This window comes from Acidisphaera sp. L21 (genome assembly GCF_009765685.1).
Classification (GTDB): Bacteria; Pseudomonadota; Alphaproteobacteria; order Acetobacterales; family Acetobacteraceae; genus LMUY01.
On record NZ_LMUY01000010.1, the window covers coordinates 24,219 to 45,105 of the forward strand.

The 20,887-nt window shown below is 62.1% G+C and carries 22 protein-coding genes and 2 pseudogenes; 11 read left to right on the forward strand and 13 right to left on the reverse strand.

Features of this window, described 5'->3' with window-relative positions:
• Positions 1 to 591: 591 nt before the first annotated feature.
• From GSQ76_RS31575 to GSQ76_RS02365, 3 genes and pseudogenes are all read left to right on the forward strand, one after another.
• Positions 592 to 784 (forward strand): annotated as a pseudogene (locus GSQ76_RS31575) (IS481 family transposase); the annotation flags it as partial.
• 153 nt (positions 785 to 937) lie between these two features.
• On the forward strand, positions 938 to 1,150 hold the full coding sequence (locus tag GSQ76_RS02360; RefSeq protein ID WP_158742313.1) for a hypothetical protein: 213 nt from the start codon (positions 938 to 940) through the stop codon (positions 1,148 to 1,150).
• 10 nt (positions 1,151 to 1,160) lie between these two features.
• Complete coding sequence (locus GSQ76_RS02365; protein WP_158742314.1) at positions 1,161 to 1,514, forward strand: hypothetical protein; 354 nt, start codon at positions 1,161 to 1,163, stop codon at positions 1,512 to 1,514.
• A gap of 184 nt (positions 1,515 to 1,698) precedes the next feature.
• Here GSQ76_RS02365 and GSQ76_RS02370 read toward each other — a convergent pair whose 3' ends face one another.
• Positions 1,699 to 2,610 carry a LysR family transcriptional regulator gene (locus tag GSQ76_RS02370; protein WP_158742315.1) on the reverse strand — a complete coding sequence of 304 codons (912 nt, stop codon included), beginning with the start codon at positions 2,608 to 2,610 and terminating at the stop codon, positions 1,699 to 1,701.
• A gap of 328 nt (positions 2,611 to 2,938) precedes the next feature.
• Between GSQ76_RS02370 and GSQ76_RS02375 the strand changes: the two genes are divergently transcribed.
• Both GSQ76_RS02375 and GSQ76_RS02380 read left to right on the forward strand, forming a co-directional pair.
• Positions 2,939 to 3,643 carry an SDR family NAD(P)-dependent oxidoreductase gene (locus tag GSQ76_RS02375; protein WP_254070200.1) on the forward strand — a complete coding sequence of 235 codons (705 nt, stop codon included), beginning with the start codon at positions 2,939 to 2,941 and terminating at the stop codon, positions 3,641 to 3,643.
• Positions 3,644 to 3,819: 176 nt separating this feature from the next.
• Complete coding sequence (locus GSQ76_RS02380) at positions 3,820 to 4,539, forward strand: SDR family oxidoreductase (RefSeq protein WP_158742317.1); 720 nt, start codon at positions 3,820 to 3,822, stop codon at positions 4,537 to 4,539.
• Between the two features lie 159 nt (positions 4,540 to 4,698).
• Here the strand turns inward: GSQ76_RS02380 and GSQ76_RS02385 are convergent, their stop codons facing one another.
• Positions 4,699 to 5,034: a helix-turn-helix domain-containing protein gene (locus GSQ76_RS02385; protein WP_158742318.1), complete on the reverse strand. Its 336-nt coding sequence runs from the start codon at positions 5,032 to 5,034 to the stop codon at positions 4,699 to 4,701.
• 86 nt (positions 5,035 to 5,120) lie between these two features.
• Here GSQ76_RS02385 and GSQ76_RS02390 point away from each other — a divergent pair, with 86 nt between their 5' ends.
• Both GSQ76_RS02390 and GSQ76_RS02395 read left to right on the forward strand, forming a co-directional pair.
• Positions 5,121 to 5,795: an NADPH-dependent F420 reductase gene (locus GSQ76_RS02390; protein ID WP_216850855.1), complete on the forward strand. Its 675-nt coding sequence runs from the start codon at positions 5,121 to 5,123 to the stop codon at positions 5,793 to 5,795.
• Positions 5,792 to 6,433 carry a cysteine hydrolase gene (locus GSQ76_RS02395; protein WP_158742319.1) on the forward strand — a complete coding sequence of 214 codons (642 nt, stop codon included), beginning with the start codon at positions 5,792 to 5,794 and terminating at the stop codon, positions 6,431 to 6,433. Before GSQ76_RS02390 ends, GSQ76_RS02395 begins: the two co-directional genes overlap by 4 nt.
• Positions 6,434 to 6,572: 139 nt before the next feature.
• On the opposite strand, the gene GSQ76_RS02400 is transcribed toward GSQ76_RS02395, so the two are convergent.
• From GSQ76_RS02400 to GSQ76_RS02425, 6 genes are all read right to left on the reverse strand, one after another.
• A complete protein-coding gene (locus GSQ76_RS02400) occupies positions 6,573 to 7,607 on the reverse strand; it encodes a hypothetical protein (RefSeq protein WP_158742320.1) in 1,035 nt (344 codons plus the stop codon).
• 261 nt (positions 7,608 to 7,868) lie between these two features.
• A complete protein-coding gene (locus tag GSQ76_RS02405; protein WP_158742321.1) occupies positions 7,869 to 8,963 on the reverse strand; it encodes a catalase family protein in 1,095 nt (364 codons plus the stop codon).
• 176 nt (positions 8,964 to 9,139) lie between these two features.
• Complete coding sequence (locus GSQ76_RS02410; protein WP_158742322.1) at positions 9,140 to 9,517, reverse strand: response regulator; 378 nt, start codon at positions 9,515 to 9,517, stop codon at positions 9,140 to 9,142.
• A 72-nt stretch (positions 9,518 to 9,589) separates the two neighbouring features.
• Positions 9,590 to 12,844, reverse strand: coding sequence for a PAS domain S-box protein (locus GSQ76_RS02415; protein ID WP_216850856.1), 3,255 nt, complete (start codon positions 12,842 to 12,844; stop codon positions 9,590 to 9,592).
• Positions 12,845 to 13,290: 446 nt separating this feature from the next.
• Complete coding sequence (locus GSQ76_RS02420; RefSeq protein ID WP_158742324.1) at positions 13,291 to 13,914, reverse strand: DUF1003 domain-containing protein; 624 nt, start codon at positions 13,912 to 13,914, stop codon at positions 13,291 to 13,293.
• Positions 13,915 to 14,488: 574 nt separating this feature from the next.
• Positions 14,489 to 14,914: a GNAT family N-acetyltransferase gene (locus tag GSQ76_RS02425; RefSeq protein ID WP_158742325.1), complete on the reverse strand. Its 426-nt coding sequence runs from the start codon at positions 14,912 to 14,914 to the stop codon at positions 14,489 to 14,491.
• 280 nt (positions 14,915 to 15,194) lie between these two features.
• On the opposite strand from GSQ76_RS02425, the gene GSQ76_RS02430 reads away from it, so the two are divergent.
• A complete protein-coding gene (locus tag GSQ76_RS02430) occupies positions 15,195 to 15,383 on the forward strand; it encodes a hypothetical protein (RefSeq protein ID WP_158742326.1) in 189 nt (62 codons plus the stop codon).
• Here GSQ76_RS02430 and GSQ76_RS02435 read toward each other — a convergent pair.
• Positions 15,380 to 15,577: a hypothetical protein gene (locus tag GSQ76_RS02435; protein WP_158742327.1), complete on the reverse strand. Its 198-nt coding sequence runs from the start codon at positions 15,575 to 15,577 to the stop codon at positions 15,380 to 15,382. The genes GSQ76_RS02430 and GSQ76_RS02435 overlap by 4 nt on opposite strands.
• A 332-nt stretch (positions 15,578 to 15,909) precedes the next feature.
• On the opposite strand from GSQ76_RS02435, the gene GSQ76_RS02440 reads away from it, so the two are divergent.
• On the forward strand, positions 15,910 to 16,419 hold the full coding sequence (locus GSQ76_RS02440) for a hypothetical protein (RefSeq protein ID WP_158742328.1): 510 nt from the start codon (positions 15,910 to 15,912) through the stop codon (positions 16,417 to 16,419).
• A gap of 131 nt (positions 16,420 to 16,550) precedes the next feature.
• Here GSQ76_RS02440 and GSQ76_RS02445 read toward each other — a convergent pair whose 3' ends face one another.
• The 4 genes and pseudogenes from GSQ76_RS02445 to GSQ76_RS32545 all read right to left on the reverse strand — a co-directional run.
• Positions 16,551 to 16,730: a DUF2256 domain-containing protein gene (locus GSQ76_RS02445; RefSeq protein ID WP_158742329.1), complete on the reverse strand. Its 180-nt coding sequence runs from the start codon at positions 16,728 to 16,730 to the stop codon at positions 16,551 to 16,553.
• Positions 16,731 to 16,961, reverse strand: coding sequence for a hypothetical protein (locus GSQ76_RS32540; protein ID WP_408836155.1), 231 nt, complete (start codon positions 16,959 to 16,961; stop codon positions 16,731 to 16,733). It abuts the gene before it with no gap.
• Between the two features lie 309 nt (positions 16,962 to 17,270).
• Entirely contained in the window at positions 17,271 to 17,816 is a 546-nt protein-coding gene (locus GSQ76_RS02455; RefSeq protein WP_158742331.1) for a hypothetical protein, read from the reverse strand.
• A gap of 115 nt (positions 17,817 to 17,931) precedes the next feature.
• Positions 17,932 to 18,570, reverse strand: a pseudogene (locus GSQ76_RS32545) (CoA transferase); the annotation flags it as partial.
• 431 nt (positions 18,571 to 19,001) lie between these two features.
• Between GSQ76_RS32545 and GSQ76_RS02465 the strand changes: the two are divergent.
• Both GSQ76_RS02465 and GSQ76_RS02470 read left to right on the forward strand, forming a co-directional pair.
• Positions 19,002 to 19,223 (forward strand): hypothetical protein, encoded by a 222-nt coding sequence (locus GSQ76_RS02465; RefSeq protein ID WP_158742333.1) that lies wholly within the window; start codon positions 19,002 to 19,004, stop codon positions 19,221 to 19,223.
• 726 nt (positions 19,224 to 19,949) lie between these two features.
• Positions 19,950 to 20,414 (forward strand): hypothetical protein, encoded by a 465-nt coding sequence (locus tag GSQ76_RS02470; RefSeq protein ID WP_158742334.1) that lies wholly within the window; start codon positions 19,950 to 19,952, stop codon positions 20,412 to 20,414.
• Positions 20,415 to 20,887: the final 473 nt, after the last annotated feature.

Sequence of the window (20,887 nt, forward strand, 5' to 3'; positions counted from 1 at the left end):
AAAGTAGTCGGTAAATACGACTAGCGGGATCATCGTGTTATCGTCCCGCTATCGCCGCTGCGTCCTTCTGACGTGCCTCATTAGTCTGGATCCGTTCGATGGAAACGTCCACGGTCGCCCTGCATGGGAATTACTGCCATCCTCTGTCCACCGACGGCACCATCTGCGACGAGCACCGCTCCGCCATCAGCGCCGCACGGGCGTTTTCGGCGAGTTCAGCCTCAGTCGACTGTATGCCGCTACATTCGCAAGCACGCCGGAGCCTACGACGTCTGTGCAATCAGTTCGAGGCTTGGGTTTTCGATTTCCGACCAATCTGACATGAGAAGGAATCGTAACCGAAATCTCATGCGGCGGTGAATTCCCGCGTCGCTGCATTGCCATCGCAAGCCGGAAGCGTACTCCGTCTGTCCGACGACTACGCCGAAAAGACGGGAACTCATGTACCCTAGAAATTCAAACTCTCGGTGGGAGCCGGACTTACGGGTATGACCCTTAGCGTTCGCTCCGGGCCCTAGCCGCGGGATGGAAGGACCTCGGGGATAGGTATCGCCGCTGAGTGTCCAGCGACGGTATTGCTTGTGTGCCGGGTTATTTCACTATCGCGACATTGAAAGCCTCAAAGCCTACGTCCTTGCTTTCGTGTCAGCATACAATTTCGCCAAGCACCTAAGGTCTATTCGGGTGGATGACACCTTTCGAATTCGTCTGCCATGCCTGGATGACAACCCCAGTCATCTTTCAACTAAACCCGCGTCACCTTATTCCGGGACCAAACAACTAAGGCGCACCCTGCGCAGATTGCGCTCGATAGCTCTATGGTGCCTTGGCGGCACCCGGGTAAACGTGGTGGCGGCGGCCTGCCTGGAACGCTCCCTACGGAACGGGCGCGGGCTCTCTGCCGCGAACTCCTCCCGACCTCCGCCGTTGCCGTTCCATGATGCAGCACGTCAGCCGGTCCACCTACGACGCGATTTACGCCTCCACCAGGTCCGACCAGCGAGGTCGGTCGCCGGTTGCCGTGTCCGACCAGCTTCGACGAAAGTTGAGCCGGGCAAACGGCGGCGAGGCGGTGTGGGCGGCCATCGACGCCGTCACCGACATGCTGGGCGGGATACCCTCACCGGACCTAAGCCACGCGCCCAGGTGAACTGCTGTTCATGCGGTATCCCACCACGCCGGACGGCCGGTATTTCGTCGTCCGCGGACGATTGTGGCGCTGTTCCAACCCGCACCTCGCCGCTGATGAGAGCGAAGCGCTGACGCGCGAGTTGATGGCGGCCAGACGCGCAAAGGGCGTTGCCATGCGCGCGGGGGATTCCATGGCCCGAGAGGCGGCTCGAAAAAGGGTGGATGACGCCAAGGTCGGACTAGGCGAGCGGGGAGCGGTTTGGTGGACGGACGGGACGCCGGATTGGAACCGTCGCATGGCTCGAACGACGCCATATGCCGAGTGGTTCGCCGCGCTGGGGGACGGAACCGAAGGGTCGAGGTCGGGGGGCATCATCAGGTAGCCGACTGAGGCTCAAAGCAATTTCTTGTCTCGACGAATCGCAGGTCAGACTTTGCTCGACTCTCCCACCAGACGCTCCACGAACGCTCTGGCCGCAAGCTTCGCCGTCTGACTGCTGCGGCAGGCGAAGTAGGAGGGAAGTGCCGGAGAAGGCCGGGTTTCCTCAACCGGAAATGACCAAGTTCCTACGCTTGCCCATCTGGATCAAGCGGGAACGACCGCAGTTCTTCTTCGATGAAGGTTGCGAATGCCCGCGCCTTCGTGCTGACGTTGCGCCCCGTCGGGAATACGGCCCAAAGGTCGATCTGCGGAAGGGACCAGTCCGCCAGCACGCGGACCACGCTTCCGGACACAATCTCGGGCGAGAACATCCATTCCGAGGTGACCGCCAGACCCAACCCCGAGATCACCGCCTCCCGGACGCCTTCGGCTGCCGTCAGGCGAACCCGTCCCTTGAGCGTCACCGCGCTTTCGGACGTGCCTTGGGTAAAGGTCCATACGATGCCTCCACCACGTCGGTTGTAAATCACCGACTGGTGCGCCGCGAGGTCGGCCGGTGTCACCGGAATGCCCGCCTCCTCCAGATAGGCGGGCGCGCCGACGACGATACGCGGGCTGCTGCCGATCTTGCGTGCCGTCAGCGACGAATCCGGCAGGTCTCCCATCCTGAGTGCAAGGTCGACACCCGCTTCGACCAGGTCGATGTTGCGGTCGTCGAGAAGCATTTCGATGTCGAGTGCAGGATGCATCGCCAGGAATCTGCGTAGGCGGGGCACGACGTAGAGTCTGGAGAAGGTGACCGCGCCGCCGATCCGCAGGCGGCCGGACAGCGCCGCGCCCGCCGCGCGGGCCTTGAGTTCCGCTTCGTCAGCCTCTTCGACCGACCGCTTGGCATGCTCGTAAAAGTTCTCGCCCGCCTCGGTCGGCGTGAGGCCTTGCGTCGTACGGAGCAGAAGCCTTACCCCGACCCGGCCCTCAAGCTGCGCGATGATCTTGGAAATCGCTGGCTGGCCGACACGGAGCTGACGGGCCGCATCCGTAAAAGAACCTGTATCGACGACACGCACAAAGGCGTCCATGGCGGCCAGGCGGTTCATTCCCATTCCCCTCCGGAATGATGGATATGCCCTTGAATGGTCTTCCCTCGTCAAGTGACACGAGCGCAAGTTTCGCAGCGTCACTTATTCGGCCGAAATCCTAGCGCTCCTCCTCACTAGGCAGCCGTCCATCCCGGTAGCATTCCAATCAGGAATAAACGTTAGTCCCGTTCGTCGGGTACGCGCTGTCTCATGCCTCTCCTATGTTGGAGTTCTGGCGCCGATCCCGGCGCCTGACACCGTGCCGCCCGGTTGACGAGCGGCACGCGACGATTGAGATCGAAGGATCGGCAAAATGACCAAAGAACTAGCGGGCAAGGTTGCGGTCGTGACCGGCGCCAGCGCGGGCATCGGCCTCGGCATCGCCAAAGCGTTCGCCAACCAAGGCGCGCAGGTGTTCATCACCGGTCGCCGCCAGTCGGAATTGGAGAGGGCCGTGGCCGAGATCGGGGGTGGCGCCATCGCTATCCAGGGCGACGCCGGAGCGCTCACCGACCTCGACCGCCTTTATGCGACCGTCAAGGAGAAGGCCGGGCGGATCGACGTGCTGGCGCTGAACGCCGGGTTCTACGAGTTCATGAAGCTCGGTGACATCACCGAAGAGCACTTCGACAAGACCTACAACGTCAACGTCAAGGGCCTGCTGTTCGCGTTCCAGAAGGCCCTGCCGCTACTGTCGAAAGGAGCATCGGTCATTTTCACCGGCTCGATTGCCGCCTCGATCGGCATTCCCAGCATGTCGGTCTACTCGTCGACCAAGGCGGCGGTCCGCAATCTGACCCGCGGATGGCTGCTGGACACGAAGGAACTTGGCATCCGCATCAACGTGCTGAGTCCTGGCCACACGCTGACCCCGGGTCTGGAATCACTGATCCCGACGGAAGCGCACGCGGGAATCGTCGCCAGGATCCCGCTTTCGCGGCTCGGCACCCCGACGGACCTGGGCAAAGCGGCCGTGTTCCTGGCATCCGATGACAGCGCCTACATCACCGGCATCGAGCTTGATGTCGACGGAGGCGTGTCCCAATACTAGGGGAGGCCCTGGAAGAACGATAAGTTCTTCCTTTCGCCGACCTGCGGGTTGCGGCGCGCTCTACGCATTGCGGTCGGGACGACACGACACTCGGTCGCAGCCCGCAAACCGACGCTGGTTTGCGGGTTTGACGCGAGCGACCCTCCCGCCGACCCGCCAAATCAGGATCAACGAATATGGTCGAGCGTACTTTTCTCGTGACCGGCGCTTCGAAGGGCATCGGCCTCGCTATAGCGACGCATCTCGGCGACATTGGACACCACGTCGTCGGCCTGGCTCGCGAGCCGCTTTCGTCTTTTCCCGGAACACTCGTTTCGATCGACCTCCGCGATGAAAAGGCTTCAGCGGAGGCATTCAACGAATTGGCGCAACGTCACTCGTTCGATGGAGTGGTGAACAACGCCGGTGCCGCCGCCATGCAGCGGCTCGGCGAGGTCGATGTTGGTGTCGTCGACGACCTTATGCGCTTCAACCTTCATCCCTCGATCAATGCCGTCCAGGCGATACTCCCGACGCTGCGCCGCAAGGGCTGGGGACGCATCGTCAACATCACCAGCCTAGCGACCTTGGGAATGGTGAACCGAACCGCCTACGCGGCCAGCAAGGCCGCGCTCGGAAGCTTCACGCGTACCTGGGCGCTGGAGTTGGCGGAGACGGGGATCACCGTCAATTCGGTCGCGCCGGGTCCCGTCGAGACGGAATTGTTCCGCCGCGCCACGCCCGCTGGCAGCGAGGCCGAGCGCATCTTCCTCGCGAACATTCCGATGCGGCGTTTGGCTCGGCCGGAGGAGATCGCCTCCGCAGTCGCTTTCGTGATGTCGGAGGATGCCAGCTACATCACGGGTCAGACCCTGTTCGTCGATGGCGGCGGATCCATCGGAAGGGCCGCCATGTAAGCGAAAGCCGAGCCGTTTCGCTGCGCGGGGATCACACCGAGGTGGCCATTCTGGTGGGTTTCTGCACGCTCGGTTGGGTCATGCCGTCGTGGGTGGCATAATGATGGACAACGCAACTCGGCACCGACTCAATCTGCAGGCGTTGCTTCTTTTCGGTTCCTAGCGACCCGCCCGGATGACGGCTCCCATCTCGCCAGCCTGCGCCGTCCCCCAGTCGTAAAGTGACTGCAGCACCGGTCTCAGTGACGCCCCCCTCATGCTCAAACCGTAGCCGCCGCCGCCGTCCGCGTCTCGTTCAACCAATCCTGCCTGCTGCAGATCCGCCAAGCGTTCGGTTAGCACCTTGTCGCTGATCTGCGGGATGAGCCGACGCAGTTCCCCATACCGCAAGGGGCCATCCTTCAGCCGCGCCAGGATAACCGGCTTCCATTTGCCGCCCAAAACTTGGACGCTCAATTCGACGGGGCAACCGAAAGTCTTCGGCAAACGCTTCACGGACGGACCCTCCCGCTCGGACTACGAACCAAGTGGTGCGTTGAACGCAAGCCCACCCATCGCCCAGTCTGCGGCCGGGAACGTCCGTGGGGTCGAAAGTGGATGGATTGAAGATCGCCATTCTGGGTGCCGGTAACGTCGGCGGCGCGCTCGGTCGCGGCTGGTCGCGCGTCGGGCACACCATAGCCTACGGGGTGGTGGACCCGGGCACTGCCAAACACGGTCCCATCGCCGACGCGGCCGGTGGGGCGGAGGTCGCAACCGTGCTCAAGGCAACCATTGGAGCCGACGTGGTCGTGCTAGCGCTCCCGTTCGCAGCGGTGCCGGGCGCGTTGGAAGCTGCTGGCGACCTGGCCGGTCGAGTGATCGTGGACGTGACGAACCCGATGCGAATGGGATCTGCCGGGCTGGAGTTGGCCATGGGCTTCGACGCTTCCGCCGCCGAGCAGGTGGCCCGGCTGGCTCCGGGCGCGTCGGTTTACAAGACATTGAACCAAGTCGGCTTCGAGGTGATGGAGGACACCGGCCGTTTCCCCATCGCCCCCTTGATGTTCGTGGCCGGGGACGACGACGGTCGCAAACCGCTAGTGCTCGGGATGGTGGCCGACCTCGGCTTTCACGCGGTGGATGCGGGAGGACTGAAGGCGGCCCGGCTCCTGGAGCCGCTCGGTGCTCTCTGGATCCACATGGCCATCAATCGCGAAGCCGGACGCGACGTCGCCTTCGCCTTTTCCACTCGCGGCGAGGCATCACGCCCATGAAGACCCAACACGGCCTGGACGTCCTGACCGGTCTCTCCGACCTCTGCCGCCCCGACCGCATGGCTCTGGTGGTCTACGACATGCAGATCGGCATCGTAAGCCAAGTCGCGGACGGCGCCACCATTATCGAGAAGGCGGCCGGGGTTCTCGCCGCAGCCCGAGCAGCCGATGTTCGCGTGATCTTCACCCGCCACATGTCATTGCCGCCCAAATTAACGGGGCATTTCGGCTACCGGCAAGCCATGGCGTGGCAGAAGGTCACCGATCCGAACGCGGTTCGCCCCTGGTTCCTGCGGGATAGCCCCGGCTTCGGCATCGTCCCAGAATTGGTGCCGCGCGAGGACGAGGTGGTGCTCGACAAACTGGGCTTTTCCGCCTTCGAGGGCACGCCGATGGCCACCATTCTGCGGGATTGCGGTTTGATGGCGTTCGCAATCGTGGGGATCGCGACTGAGATCGGGATCGAGCCAACGGTCCGCCACGGCGCGGATTTGGGCCTCATCCCAATCGTAGTCCAAGACGCGTGCGGCGCCGGACACGCCGAAGCTGGGCGGCGCAGCGTAGAGAGCATGACTTTCATGGGCGACGCCATAATGACTTCCGTGACGAGCATTGTAGATGCATTCGCCGCCCGGTGAAGCAAACGCATCCGTGCAGGGCGGTAGCGTCTCGCTCGTATTCCGACCAAAGCGCCTGCGGACGGCAGATAGCCCAACCATTTTGAAAGACAATCCGACGACAACATTGCATGGCGATTAGCCGCAAGATTGCGTCGCTTCATCGGTTAGGGAAAGTTCTTCCGATCCGGGAATACCTCGATCTCTCCGCAGTCTGCTTGCTGCCGTGAGTGACCGACCCACTGACCACCCTGCAACCGTAGGGTCTCGTAGACCGAGATCGGCTGCGACCCCCGTTTCCCCTGCAACCGACAACTTCGATTTCATCTGCGCCGCTGCGGCCGGCAACGACCTTCCACCCGGCGTGCAGCGTTTGCGCCAAGTTGATCTCGACAGACTTGCGCTCGTAGTCGCTGAGATAGTGCAGGGGTTCGAGCTTTGCCGCCGAAGGCACGAGGATCGTGGTGTCCGGACCGCTGAAGCCACCTGCGCCGGTGCTGTAGTCGACCGTCAGGAAGAAGGTTGGTGCGGGCATTCCGCGCAAGGGAGCAGGCTTTATCTCTGCTAGGGGTTCGGTGAAGGCCTTCTCCGCGGCGACGGCACCCGAAGGATCCACCAAGCGCAAGCGGGCATTCCGGAATGGATGCTCTGCAAACTCGCGTGCTTGCGAACTTCCGGGATCGAATAAAATGTCGGGGTCGTCGGCTTGACCCCACATCTGCTTGCGCATCGCCGAGCTAATCCCACTGTCTTCGAGGATGACGAAAGTCTCTCCATTCGGCATCCCGGCCGGTATTTGTTCCGCGACATGGTAACCAGCCGGGATGCCATTCGGCGATGTCGATGACCCTTCGGCATCGTTGGCGTGCGCGAAATCGATGTTCGGGACTGTATACGCGTCACCGATTCCGGACGGATAAAGCACGACAGATGTGTTCTTATACGACCGCTGGACCGACACGACTGCGGCGGGCGGGATGTCGATGCATCCTCCTGCGGACGCCGCAGCAAGGTCCTCGCTCCGCCCTGGATGGGCATGCGTTCGGCTGTCGCCGTCGCTCAGGGTCAGCTTGCCAAGGATTTCGGGCGACTTGCACATGATGCCTGGCTTGCGTGCGACCAGTTCGTCGGCCACTGCAGGCGAGGATACGGCGGCTATCCCAGGAGCCGCGAATACCAGGGAACCGTAGTTCATGGCGTCCATCCACGAAGGCAACTCGTCCACGCGAGCTTTCGACGTGCGGGAACGCCGAGCGCTTATTTGGAGTTTCCCATCCGCTTTGGCAAATTCAGGATTGTCGCCTGAACCTGAAATCGTCCTTGACGCATGACGCGCCGGCGATCCAGACGCGGGGGCGGGTTGAGGGTTCCAGGCCGAGCGAGAGGTCCGAAAAACATGGCCCGAAGGCCTGACGACCACCGGCAAGCGGCGCACCCGCCGCCGGTGGCCCACCCTTCAGGCTCCGTGGAGCGCTTTCGGCTGGTGCATCGGGCAGCCGTTGTGCTGTCCCCTGAAGGTCGCCGAACTTGTGTAGGTGGTATTGCGCGAGCGCATGATCCCGCCCAACGGCCGGTGGGCGGCCAAACCGTGCCACGGCCCGAATGCCATTCCGTCGTCGATGGATTTGACACCATCGTCGCTCCACGAAGCTTGCGGCTTCACCGTCAAACGAGCGACAGGCTGATAGGGACTTTCATCTTCCGGCCAAATCACGGAGGCATCCTCAATCGGCATCGTCTCCGGGTTCGTCAGCAACTGCACGCGAAGTTCCCATTCACCGCCGTTCACCGCGAAATGGGCTGCCACCGCGTCGCGAAGCGCGTCCGGATTATCGTTTACTTCAACGGGCGCGCCGGTCTGCTTCGATAGGTCGAAGATCGGAAACACGCCGATCTTGGCGACGTAATCTCCGTAGAGCAGCGGAGCTTGCGAATAGTAGGTCTCGCCGAGAATGTTCGTCTCGGGTTGGCCACCCATCGTCGTGACCGTCGGGCTTTTGCCTCCGAAGGCTTCGAGCAACGACTCCGTGCCCCTTGCCACGGCCGACAGCATTTTTTTTGCCCCCTCCGCCTTGTCCGTCGTGGCAGCCAGCATCTTGAGGTTGGCGAGGAATTTCTTGGGATCAGGCGCGCTGAACGCCGGGGCGTTGGCCATGACGAAATCCTGGGTGACGTCGTCCTCGCCGCCGGGCAGTCGGGCACCCTCGACGCCAACCACCTTGATTGCGAGACCGCGCGGCGTGGAAACGCTGTCGTCGAGGACGTCGCCAGGGATTGTCGAGAACCGCATGGCGACCTCGTATTCGGCCGCTTCCGCGAACAGTCCTTGGGCAAGTTCAGCGGGCAAGTTGTCGAGAACAGTCAGCTTGCCGCGCAGAAGACCATGGCCCTTCGCGTGAACGCTGCGCGTGGCGTGACCGGAGTTCTCAAAGGTTGTCTGGCTGATCTTACCCAGGGTTTCGGTGAGGCTCTGAATGGTCTGCGCCTCGTCATCGGCGGGCTGTTCCATGTCCGGGGTGTAGCGGAGGGGCTGGGCGAGCATGCCTGACATTGGATGTCTCTTCATGAATGGGTCTGGTCTGGAACGCCCGTCCCGTGCCGAAGATCCTGGGTGTGCCAGGCTTTTGTGCGCGATGCGGAGATTTCCCACATTTGAAGCGCGTCCGTTCCCATCACGGAAGGGATTTTACGCCGAAGCGCAGCCTGGGGTTAGCGACGACGCGCGACCTATCCTTTTAAGCCGTCCGTAAGTTTGCTGACAGCCTCGGAAAGTTCGGCCATGGTAAATGGCTTGCGCAACGCGGTGTAAGGCTCCGGTGCCCCCGCTGCGGTCAAGAGGTCGGATCGGGCGGACACGAACAGCAACGGTATTGCTGGGTGCCTGGCCCGAGCACGACGCGCGACTTCGACCCCGTCGAAGCCGGGCATGTGGAAGTCGGTGACGATGAGCCGCACATCATCCGGCGAATCCATCAAGCGGAACGCATCCGTGCCGTCTTTGGCCTCCAAAACCTCGTAGCCGTCCTCCTGAAGGGTATCCACCATGAGCATGCGGACGATCGCATCGTCTTCCGCCACCAACGCTCTCAACGCGGTCCGGGTCATTGCACGTATCCAGAATTGAGACTGCACAACTCAAACGGTCGACGAAAGGCAGCATCCCTCGCGGAACGGTGACTATTCACCCTCGATTATCGCCCGGATACGCGCTGCCAAGTCATCCAGGGCGAATGGCTTGACCATGACGTGCATGCCCGTCTCCAGGCGACCGCTACCCATGACGGCGCTCTCGGCATAGCCGGTCACGTAAAGCACCTTCAGCCCCGGCCGCATCGCGCGCGCCGCGTCGGCCACCTGGCGTCCATTCATTCCACCGGGCAATCCGACGTCGGTTACGAGAAGATCGATGCGCGCGTCTGATTGAAGGATTTCAAGCCCCGCAGCGCCTGTCTCGGCTTCCAAGACGCCGTAGCCAAGATCCGCCAGGACTTCGCCCACGAGCATCCGGACGGTCTCCTCGTCGTCGATCACGAGCACAGTCTCTCCGGCTTCCGCACGTGCAGCCGGAGAAGGCGCGACGTCTTTCGGCGCATCTTCGGCGACGCCAGCATGCCGCGGCAGGTAGATCCGCATGGTCGTGCCGACGCCCAACGAGGAGTGGATACGCACCTGGCCGCCGCTCTGTCGGGCGAAACCGTAGATCATCGACAAGCCCAAGCCGGTGCCCTGACCGATGGGCTTGGTCGTGTAAAACGGCTCGAATGCCCGGGCCACGGTCTCCGGCGACATGCCGACGCCGGTGTCGGTGACCCGAACCTCCACGTAGTCGCCCGGCGCCATGTCGCGATCCGTGGCGATACCGCCGCGTAGTTCGGCATTGAGTGTCTGGATCGTCAGTCTGCCGCCATCCGGCATCGCGTCACGCGCGTTGATGCACAGGTTGAGCAAGGCGTTTTCCAACTGATGCGGATCGCACAGGGTGGTCCACAGGTCGGGTGCGTAGTCCGTATCCACCTGGATGGCCGGGCCGACCGTGCGGCGGATCAGTTCCTCCATGCTCCGCGCCAGACCGTTTGCGTTCACGGCCGTAGGCGCCAGGGTCTGTTGCCTGGAGTACGCCGGCAGCCGGTGGGTCAACGCGGCAGCCCGGTCCGAGGCGCCCTTGGCAGCGTCCAGGTAGCGGTCCACCATGTCGTAGCGCTTCTGTCCGATCCGCGTTTTGAGAAGTTCGAGGCTCCCCGCGATTCCGGTCAGAAGGTTGTTGAAGTCGTGCGCCAAGCCGCCGGTGAGTTGGCCGACCGCCTCCATCTTCTGGCTCTGGCGCAGTTGAGCCTCCGCCTTCTCGCGGTCGCCGGTCTCCGACCGCAGGCGATCCAGGGCACCCGACAATTCCGAGGTGCGGGCTTCGACGCGAGCCTCCAACTCCGCCGCGGCCATGCGCGCTTCGGTGACGTCGGTACCGCAGCAGGTATAGCCGAGGTAGTTGCCCAAATCGTCCGTGCGGGCGACGCACTCGCAATGTAGCCAACGCACCCGCCCACCGGCATCGTAGGCGCGGACTTCCGCTGCGAAGGGGAGCCTGGCCGACCTCGCCTTCGCGAACTCCGCGCGAGGGACCGGGACGTCCTCCGGGACCAAAACTTCGTCCCATGCCCCGTGGAGGAAGTCTTCGGCGCGACGACCGAACACGTGGTCGAAATGCATGTTGGCGAAGGTCCATCGACCTTCCGTGTCGGTCATCCAGATCAGCGACGGCGCACTGTCGGCGAGGTGGCGGAAGCGGGCTTCGCTCTCCTTGATGGCCGCTTCGACGCGTAGACGTTCGGTTATGTCCAGGAAGGTGCACACGGCGCCCTCGACGATACCGTCGCGCTCGATCGGCTGCGCCCAGTATTCGACCGGGAAGGACGAGCCGTCGAGCCGAAAGAACAACTCCCCAACGACGTGGGCGGCCCGACCGGTCATGGCGCAGGTGTAAATAGGACAATCCGACGCCGGGTAATGCGAACCGTCTGGATGCGTGTGGTGGATGACGTCGTGCAAGCTGCGACCCAGGGCCTCGGACTCGTTGCGGAACCCGATCTTCCGAAGGAACGCCGGGTTGCACAGGGTCATCACGCCGTTCCGATCGACGGCGTAGAAGCCCTCGGACATCGAGTCGAGGAGCATCCGCACGTAGCCCTCGCTCTGGCGCAAAGCTTCTTGCGAACGCCTGCGCTCGGTCACGTCCACGCAAACCCCGACGATGTGGGGGAGGCCGCCGTCGACCGGAGACGCCACGGCGCCGCGGGCGTAGAGAGTTCGCCGCACGCCGTCCTTCAACGCCACCCGGAATTCGCATTCGAACGGTTGACCGTCGGCCGATCGCGCCAAAGCCGCCTCGAAGAGGGAACGATAGTCGGGGAGGATGGCGTCCCGCCAATCGTCCGCCGCGACGGTCATTCGTTTTGCGGGCATTCCCAGCAGGCTGGCCATTTCGGCTGAAAGCCTGCATTCGCGCGTCTGCAAGTCCAATTCCCAAGCACCGGTGCTGGCCGCTTGAGCCGACAGCTTGTAGAGGGCCTCGCTCTCGCGTTCGGCCGCCTCCGCGCGCCGCTGGTCGGTGATGTCCCTGGTGACGGACAGCAATTTCTCCGGCTTGGCGTCCGCGCCCATAATGGGAGTGACTTGGACATCCCAGTGGCGAGCGTTCCCGGCCATTGTCTCGGCCATGCCCTGGAAGTGGCCCACACGCCCGTTTCGCGCCTCCTCCAGTGCCGCCAAAGCATTTGCGTTGCCCTGGCCATGCCAGAAATCCGGCCACGGACAGCCGCGAATGGCCTCGAAGTCGTGGACTTCCATGACTCGCATGCCGCCCTCGGACATGAAGAGGAGGTGGCCAGCCAAATCCAGCACCTTGATGCAATCGGCGGAGGATGCCAGGACCCCCCGCATGAACTCGGCATCGGCCCGCTGCTTCTCGGCGTCCAGCCGCTGCTGGGTCCGATCCCGCACGATCTTCAGGTAACCGAGGTGCGCCCCCCTCTCGTCGCGAAGGGGCATCATCTCGCCGGAGGCCCAGAACCGGCAGCCGTCCTTGCGGAGATGCCAACGCTCGTCGCTGGCTCGGCCCGTTTCCAGCGACTGCCTCATCTCGTAGGAAGGGCGACCTTCCGTGCGATCTTCGGGCGTGAAGAAGACTTCTGCGGGTTTGCCAACCATCTCGGCCGACGACCAGCCGAAGATCCGCTCGGCTCCGGGATTCCAGTCGGTTACGACGCCCCCGGTGTCGGTCGCGACGATGCCGAAATCTACTGCGCTGTCGAAGATGGCGCGATGGCGACGTTCATGGTCCGAGCGGTTCTCGGCGGGTCCATCTGGCAAGGCGGCGAGATCCTCTGTTGTCTGCCGGTCGCTGCGTCCGAACGCACGGCATAAGTCCAAGGCAAGCAACCCGCCGCGTGGTCTCCCGGCGCTTCGGACCTATGCCATTGTCGAGAACTTTCGGCAACTTAGTGCCCCAACCAATTCGCCATTGATTCATCTTCCTGGTCAGGCAGCGGCCTTCGTGCCCGCTCCGGTCGGCGGCTCCGAAGAGTGCCCCGCCGCCTCCCACGCCGCTTCCACGCACGACGAGACGGTGCCAGCCAGGGGCTGGCGAAGATATCGGCCCCAATGGAACGTTGGATTGCCAGATCGCTCAGAGTCGAATCATCCGAGGGCCAAGGCCCATCAGGATCGGCGCTCCGTTGGGCAGCCGCTGTTGGAGGCGCTGCACCAGGTAGCGCAGGTGCGCCGGACTGCCGGTTGAGATAGGACACGCAGGCCATGGCCACGCCGGTGACGTCCAGGTCGTAGATCGTCCCACGCGAGACATCACCGTATGCGTCTGGCGCCGATTACGAACTCGGTGGGTGCGGCAGTTTGGCCACGATGGGATCGTCGGACCCTTGAGCATCGAGAACCTCTTCGATGGTCTCCAGCCCTCCGACCTCGGTCTCCTTGATGGCGTCCAACACCGCCTGCGGATCGGCGGGCACGGACATGGCCGCCGCCGCCTCGTCCACGCGGTTGTGCAGCGTCGTGCTGTCGCGTCGCATCTCCTCCAACAGGGAGATGATCTTGGCCGATTTCTGTTCCCCCAGGATCGCCAACTCCAGGGTGAGTTGTTCTCGATATCCCGCCAGTTGGTCCTCGCGCCGCTGGGTGGTCAGGATGAGGACGGTGACGTATAGCGCCAGCAGGCCGAGCGCGCCCTGCAACCACGCGAAGGGCGGCGCGTCCCAGGCAGACGTTCCAATTGCACCTGCGGCGAGGTTCCCGGCGACCCAAAGGGCCACGCAAATGGTCAATCCGGCGACAAATCGGGGGCGTCCAATCCAGGCGGTCGAGCGGTCGACGACGCGCTGAAGTGCCCCGGCCTCCTGCCGGTGGTCAGCGTGCAACTTGGCGATGGCGGCGATCGTGTCTTCGATGTGGGCGGGCAGAATGGGCAGCGTGCCGGGCGCGGTTGTGTCGGACATGGTGGTGGTTTCCGGGCTGAAGGGGGTGGATGCCTCCGCCGCGAGGAAAGCACTGGGCGTGTCCTTCGTTCCCGGAGCGCATCACGATCTAGGTTGTAGTCCAACGGTCTCGGTCCGGAACCTCTTGGCACCATCCGAAGTTGATGCACCAGGTTCCGGTGAGAAGTGTGGGACCATTTCGTACGAAACCGTGTTCGTCGCCTACGACACCGCAGAGCGCGGCGGATCGGCGTTCCCAGGACCGATATCAAACGCCATCCGGTGTCCGGCGCCAGTCTGGAAGAGGTGGCGGAGGCACCGGAGCCTCCGACCGGCAGCGGCTTCTTTTGATGGCTGTTCGGGGTGGAGGTTGTTCGGGAGCGGGTCGAAATCTACAAAAGGGCCTTGGCCACCGGCGGCACCATCATCAGCGTCCAGGTGCTCGTGAACGAGCGGGACCGAGTGCATCGCCTGCTGCAGGATTTCCATCCAGCGGCAAGCTTTGCGGATGCAGGTCGTCGAGGTGCAGCAACAAGGCGACGTCGCCCGACGGGGGTGAGTCGGCAGGAGGCAACGGGACCAATCGTCGAAATGGTCACCTGCTGCGGCGATACCAATAGGCGTCTTGAACCGGATGCATCCCGATTCGCTCGTAGAACCCGACCGCGTCCGGTACGGACACCAAGAGCACCGTGACGCCGTCGCCGACCTGCCGTCGCACCTCCTCCATCAAGCCCGCACCCACCCCGGCGCCGTGGGCGGAGGCGCAGACGGCTAAGTCGGCGACGTAGCAGGCCCAGGCGGTGTCGGTCAGGCATCGGGCGAAGCCGACCAAGGGCATCTCCGCAGATCGCAATCGGGCGGTGACGATCAGGTTCGCGCCGGTCAGCATGGCCGCGAGACGTTCGCGGTCGTCGACAGGCCGCCAGGCGCCGAGGCCGGACTCGACCAGCACGCGTCGGAACTCGTCCGTCTCCGAGTTCAACTCGGGGGCGAAGACGATTTCGGAGGATGCGGTCATGCCACCAAATTGCCGCGTCGCCGTCGCACGAGGAAGCGGGGTTAGAGCCGGTGGGTTGGAATTTCTTGGAAATGACACCGCAAGGTGCGGCGTCGCGCCAGCCAGTTTCGATAGCGGCTGCGTCACGCAGGTGTCACCGCGCAGACGTGTGCCAAGCTCTATGTTCTCGATCCGGCTGCCCAGCGTGCTGGAGGAACGTTGATTGAACGACGGGAAAACCACTTCGGCGCCGTTGACGAATGCGATGCTCGCGGCTCTCGTTGGCAGCCCGTGAAACGCGATGGCCGATCTACTCCTGTTGGAAGCCTGGGAGCGCCTCAGACCGATGCGTCTCGGCGTGATGTTGCGCGTCCGGCAAATTCGCAAGGCGAGCCCCGACCTCACCGCCGACATCGAAGCGGAGCTTGGCGCAACGTCGAGGATGCTTGCATCGCGAAGGAGCAGCGTCTCCAGGGAGAACGATGATTAGAAGGGCGCCGCTTCCACCCACTTGACGGGCGCGGCGATGAAGGCCGCCTCTTGCTCGACCCAGCGCCGGGCGTCTTCGGCCGTGCCATAGGTGCGCGTGGCGGGCGTTCGCCGAACCGCTTCGGCCACGAACGCACCCTCGAACTCGTCCGCCGAACGGCATTCAATCCAGGCGACGACACTGCCGAAGGCCATGGCGGTAATCCCATCTAAGTTGTCTGCGGGCCGAATGCGTCGCCACATTATAGTTCCGTTAAGTTTTGTCGGCACGGAGATTCCGCGCGCTCCGATCAATGTCATCGAACTGTCATCCGTTCACTTTGCCCCCGCGTTGCCGTTTTGACCCCGGGCGGCGGCATGCTCGTCCATGTCGTGCCGTCGTCCGACATCGTTGTGGCGATGCTGATCGAGTGCTTCATCCGCGTCCTGCTTTCGAGGCGACTAACGGCTTCCACGACACGTCGAACGCGTCGCCACCGTTATCTACACCAACTCGCGCAGGCCCATTCGGCGGGGCCATTTCACCCGTGCTCGTTCTGATCGGCGCGGGCGGCTCGTATGGCGTGCTCCGCCTGATTTTCCGCAAGGGCCACTTGGTCGAACCGCCGGAGGAAGGCAAGCTGCCCGTATGGTGGTTGCGCGGCCTGCTGATCCTGACCTGCACGTCGGTCAGCTTCTCCCACGGCACCAACGACGGCCAGACGAGCATCGGCCTCATCATGCTGACCGTCATCGGTCTGATGCCCGCGACGCACGCGCTCAATCCCGACGCCGCCAGTCAAATGGAGCGGCTCGGCCGCAACGCCGTGGAAGCTATTCCGCTGATCCGGCAATACGGCGACGACCTGAAGGATGACGCCATTGAAGCTGCGGAGGCGCTGGGCAAGGCGAAGCCGAATGACGCCCCGTCCGGAGACAATGCGGCTTTGCCGCCGGCACGGTCGCAATTCCGCGGCGAGGTTTACCCCGTCCTGAGCGAGATGAAGCACGAGGAGGAGTCCTCCGGCGCGAACGCCGAGGTTTGCCGGGCTAGGTGACGACACAGCACGTTGAACCTCGCAAAAGCGCGGCCCGGGCCGACATGGGGACAATCACGATTTGTGCGGTACCCGTGATTGAGCCGTTTGTTTTGCGGTGGGAGGCCTCAACTATCCGGGGCGTTCCGCGATTACAAGGTCGGCAGGATACGGCCAGGTTTTGAGCGGCTTTCACGACAGGCATCGGAGCAATAGCGCACCTCTTCCCAGACCTTCGCCCACTTCCGCCTCCAGGTGAACGGACGGCCGCAGGTGGCACAGACCTTCGTGGGCAAGTTGGTCTTGCGGACTCGCTTGGGGGATGAAGGCAATCAGCCCTCCGGCTTGGCGGAAATGCCTCTAAGCAGCCAACTTGCCAGTTGATCGCCGGGAATGGTCGCACCGTCTCCCGTCCTCATCATCACACGGCCTGCGAGATCGGCACTGACCGTGAAGTTGCCACCGCATCGGTCAAGCCGCTCGGCAACCAGTTGAATGCCTCGCGTCCACCCATGCCGTGTCAACACATCCACGGCGAAGCAGGAACATGATGTTCGGAACACGCATTGCCGGTTGGCACCGAGTGGATCACGCCCAGCGTTTCGTAGGCGTCCCGGATGTCGCCGGTCGACGCAATCACTCTGGGCGTGTCGTTCGGTTCGTCTCGGCGAGCGGAAAGGCGTGCCACAGCGTTTTCTCCCGGTAAGCCATCATATTATTGCGGCGCGCGGAAGGCATCAAGCAAACCAGCACGCGGGCACTCACCTGCCGCCAGGACTAACCTCGGTTCGTGATCACAAGCGCAGCCTTCGAAGCTGTGGCGAAGGTTGCTGTCGGAGCGGCTACGCCAAGGAATATCTGAGGGCCACATGTCACCGACTGCTGATGTGGATGGACTGGCGGCGTTTTTCGCGGCCGCCCTCCGGGGAATGTCGGTCAAGGAACACTGACACGGCACCATCCGTCGATTCAACCTCCCGCGACAGCCAATCCATCCCGTGACGCAGTACGGATTCGTTGGAGCCGGAGAGGACCTGGTTCAATCGAGTGCCAAGGCTGTCAACGACAAAGCTTGGCTCGAAAGAAACAACAACGTACTCACAGTCGCGGTCTACCTCGTATTCACCCTCAACGAGCGCGCCCGCCGGAATGAATGTAGAGTCTCCGGTGCTTGACAGCGACTTATGCAATCGATGCCCGTCTATTTTGAGATTGGCGACACCAAGCCCCTTTCGATACCAGAAGAGCAAGTCGCTTTTCATCCGGTATCGTATAGTAATCTCACCCATGGACTTCCTGCGAAGAAGTTGGAAGCGGGTGCCTCTTCCATGAGCGGTATGGCCAGTTAACAGCGTTCCACCGACCTCACGGATATCGCCGTCTAGAGGCGCGGCAAGATCCTCGAGTGTCGGTCTCATAGGTCAAGGTCCTTATCACCCTGGCCCCATGTATAAACAGGTGAGTTGTCAATGTCCCCCGCAAACATGGTTTTCTGCCACGAAGGAGAAACTTGGGCAGCTGCCTTCCAACGTTTCAGCCAGGCGGCGGGGCCGGCACCTCGCGGCATTTGCACCGTTCCATAAGCACCCGGCGTCCGCGACATCGCCACCTGCTCGGTGACACCTTGGTAGATCCCGAGGGGGTGTCAGCCGTGATTAGGTCAGGTTGGACATAAGTATGCTCCGCCGATGAACCTGCTTTACGAGCAGCATATGCCTTATCAAAGATCCCCAGGGAAAGCATCCATAGACATGTTCGTGTCAAGGAAACTTGGACTTGGCAGCTCTCTCTTTCTCGCGCCCGCCTTCGAAATGCGATGAGCGCGCCAGCGTTCGCCAGCCATCCGGCAATGTAGTCGTTGACGACTTTGGCTACGCTGAGGCGCGGTTCAGGCTCTGACTCCTCAACAAAATTGAAGCCGGTCACCGCCCCAGCAGACTCACCGAAGCTTATGCGGTCAGCCCAAGGGCCTGTTGAGCCATGCAAGACAATTTGCACGTGGACCAGACCTGGGTGACGACCGCATAGCTCGGCCGCGGTGAGATTGTAGTGCTCAAGATACTGGGCGCGACGGTTCGCAAAAAAGATGTCTGCCGTATTGAGAGGGCCGTCAAATACATGTTTCCCTGCTGGAATACTCAAGGGATTTGTTGTCGAGCGCATTCCCACATTCGAACTGTCAAAAGGCGGTCATGTTCAACGTCAGATGGCTGCCAGACATTCAAAACATCTGCGCCGGGGAGAGCCATGCCTCGACCGAATCCAGCGCCAGCGATCACATGACCTAAACCCAGGGCCCTAATGCCTTCACGTGGAGAGGCTGGACTTGGCGTGAACGGCTGGGAATCCGTCTCGGCAATCTTAATGATACTGATGAGCGGCTCGTGGGCCAAAACATCTGTGTATTGGGCTTCTGACAGGAATTGGTGTGGTGTACGCAGCTTGCGAATCACCACGCCAGCTTCGGCGGCGACGCTCGTGTCCCGTCGAAATGGGGGCCGCTCCACGCAACCTCTGCATGCACATTACGCAATCCCGTCACCACTTACGGCTTTCAGACGTATCCATCCGGCTGCGGCTTCAGCGGTGGCAAGGAAGGCCCATTGGCTGTTCTACAAGGTGAGATCCGGGCGGGACGCGAACTCGCGATCCAACAAACGATGCTCAACGAGTTCTGGGAAATGTTTGCCAGGATCACCGATGCTCCCAAAGACCAGATGTTGGTCATTCTGGTCGACGTGGCGGCCGGGCAGGTTATGGAATTCGGCGCCGTTCTTCCCGAACCTGGGGAAGAAGCTCCCTGGCTCGCAATACATGCGGCTTGAGCCCGATGGGCTCGATAAACAGGCATGGCAGTTACGGTCGCCAGCCACGGTACGCGGCCAAGGGCGCCGCAGCAGCCTTTGTTGTTGCTGATCACGGCGCGGAATAATCTGAGACGGACGCAGCCTACATCTCGGCAATATTCGGACTGGTTGGGGCTAGCATTGGTGGCCTGACGTCGTTCTCAACGACCTGGATGACCCAACAGGCACAGATGCGTGATAAACGTCGAGAAGCCGAGCAGGCCAAGCGGCTGGACCTGTTCAATGACTTTGCCTCGAGGCCAGCCGCCTCTACGGGGATGCTTTAAGCCACGAGAAAGATGACGTTGGTGACTTGGTGCGGCTCTACGCATTGGTAACGAAAATGCGTCTATGGGCCGACCGGCCAGTCGTAACGGCAGCGGAGCGAGTCATGGAAGCCGTTATTGAGACGTATCTGCAACCCAACTGAACGCTTCATGAAATCCGAGCGCTTGCGCAAAGCGGAGAAATGAACTTTCTTTTGGACTTCGGGGAGGCGTGCCGCGCTGAGCTACGAATGGGGTCTCCGGGCAGGGGGAACTGAAACGGATGCGAAAACCGCTTTGGGATTGTAGAATGCTCCCGCTTTCGAATTGGGCACGGCGCGGAAGCCTTGGGCTATTCGCATTAGCTTCGCTGCATAGTCCGTCCTTTGCCGCGGCTAATGACCCTGCGGCCTGCCCAGCCACACCGACGCGGGTCGTAATGCCTAGTGGCAATATCGACTTTGTTGGCATCGCGGCGGGCATTCCGGAGCTTTGCCGGATGAACCGCCCTGACGGGAGTGGGGATTACTATTTCGGCATCTGGAAGACAAACTGGCCTGGCGCCGGAGACGCGTTGCCGGCATTCAAGATTGCTGTTGCCGGACCAAAGGGAACCCGCAGCAGCTTCATCACCCGATCTGCACCTGGATTGCAATGGAACGACAGCATCATCAATGGCGGGACTGAGATACTTGTTGTGGATGGGCGAAGTTACCGTACTCTAAAGCTTGCGCATGAGCGTGAAGGCATTGAGGGAAATACCTATCATTCGATCATCACCGAATGGCGTGACGTCGATACAGGGGTGCCGCTAAAGGTTGTGGAGGATCAAATTTCCGGAGAGTCCTATGGACCGGGAACAACATGGATGGCCTTGCAAGTGCAGCGACTTCTTTCGCCCTAATTGATGAGTTTGGGGCAGCTGAGACTTTAGCAGAGAGGTCCAAACAAATGGAGGAACGGAAGCGGGGGCCTGGGTCCAAAGCTTGATCTTTTAATCTTGCAACGCTCACCACTTCCCACGTCTGACCTATGCTGAAGTTTGGGCCGTTACGTGCAAGTTGTGGGTAAGGCTGGACGCTTGTTGGGGGAGCTAGGCTTATCTTCGACCAGGCCCGCTTTCCAACGACAGAAGCGGGATTACAAGGCCCGCAATGAACACTCAGTGGCCGTCCAAGATCATCTTGAGTCCTGTGAGTCGGTCGTGGTTTGCGAGCGGCAGCACCGATTCGCAGGAGGCTGAGGGTGGTTACGACACCGTTCGTCGCTATGCGACCGCGCGTCAGCGCAAAGTATCCCTCCGTATGAGGCCGCCTGGTATCCGGCGCATGACTGGGGGAGGATAGCCCGTGGTTAGGTGAGGCGGTGAGAAGTGTC

Excerpts from the sequence above, each read along its gene's own strand:
- GSQ76_RS02360 (WP_158742313.1), top strand. The coding sequence starts at position 938 with ATGATGCAGCACGTCAGCCGGTCCACCTACGACGCGATTTACGCCTCC.
- GSQ76_RS02365 (WP_158742314.1), top strand. The coding sequence starts at position 1,161 with ATGCGGTATCCCACCACGCCGGACGGCCGGTATTTCGTCGTCCGCGGA.
- GSQ76_RS02370 (WP_158742315.1), bottom strand. The coding sequence starts at position 2,610 with ATGAACCGCCTGGCCGCCATGGACGCCTTTGTGCGTGTCGTCGATACA.
- GSQ76_RS02380 (WP_158742317.1), top strand. The coding sequence starts at position 3,820 with ATGGTCGAGCGTACTTTTCTCGTGACCGGCGCTTCGAAGGGCATCGGC.
- GSQ76_RS02395 (WP_158742319.1), top strand. The coding sequence starts at position 5,792 with ATGAAGACCCAACACGGCCTGGACGTCCTGACCGGTCTCTCCGACCTC.
- GSQ76_RS02400 (WP_158742320.1), bottom strand. The coding sequence starts at position 7,607 with ATGAACTACGGTTCCCTGGTATTCGCGGCTCCTGGGATAGCCGCCGTA.
- GSQ76_RS02405 (WP_158742321.1), bottom strand. The coding sequence starts at position 8,963 with ATGTCAGGCATGCTCGCCCAGCCCCTCCGCTACACCCCGGACATGGAA.
- GSQ76_RS02410 (WP_158742322.1), bottom strand. The coding sequence starts at position 9,517 with ATGACCCGGACCGCGTTGAGAGCGTTGGTGGCGGAAGACGATGCGATC.
- GSQ76_RS02420 (WP_158742324.1), bottom strand. The coding sequence starts at position 13,914 with ATGTCCGACACAACCGCGCCCGGCACGCTGCCCATTCTGCCCGCCCAC.
- GSQ76_RS02425 (WP_158742325.1), bottom strand. The coding sequence starts at position 14,914 with ATGACCGCATCCTCCGAAATCGTCTTCGCCCCCGAGTTGAACTCGGAG.
- GSQ76_RS02430 (WP_158742326.1), top strand. The coding sequence starts at position 15,195 with ATGGCCGATCTACTCCTGTTGGAAGCCTGGGAGCGCCTCAGACCGATG.
- GSQ76_RS02435 (WP_158742327.1), bottom strand. The coding sequence starts at position 15,577 with ATGGCCTTCGGCAGTGTCGTCGCCTGGATTGAATGCCGTTCGGCGGAC.
- GSQ76_RS02455 (WP_158742331.1), bottom strand. The coding sequence starts at position 17,816 with ATGAGACCGACACTCGAGGATCTTGCCGCGCCTCTAGACGGCGATATC.
- GSQ76_RS02470 (WP_158742334.1), top strand. The coding sequence starts at position 19,950 with ATGCCTAGTGGCAATATCGACTTTGTTGGCATCGCGGCGGGCATTCCG.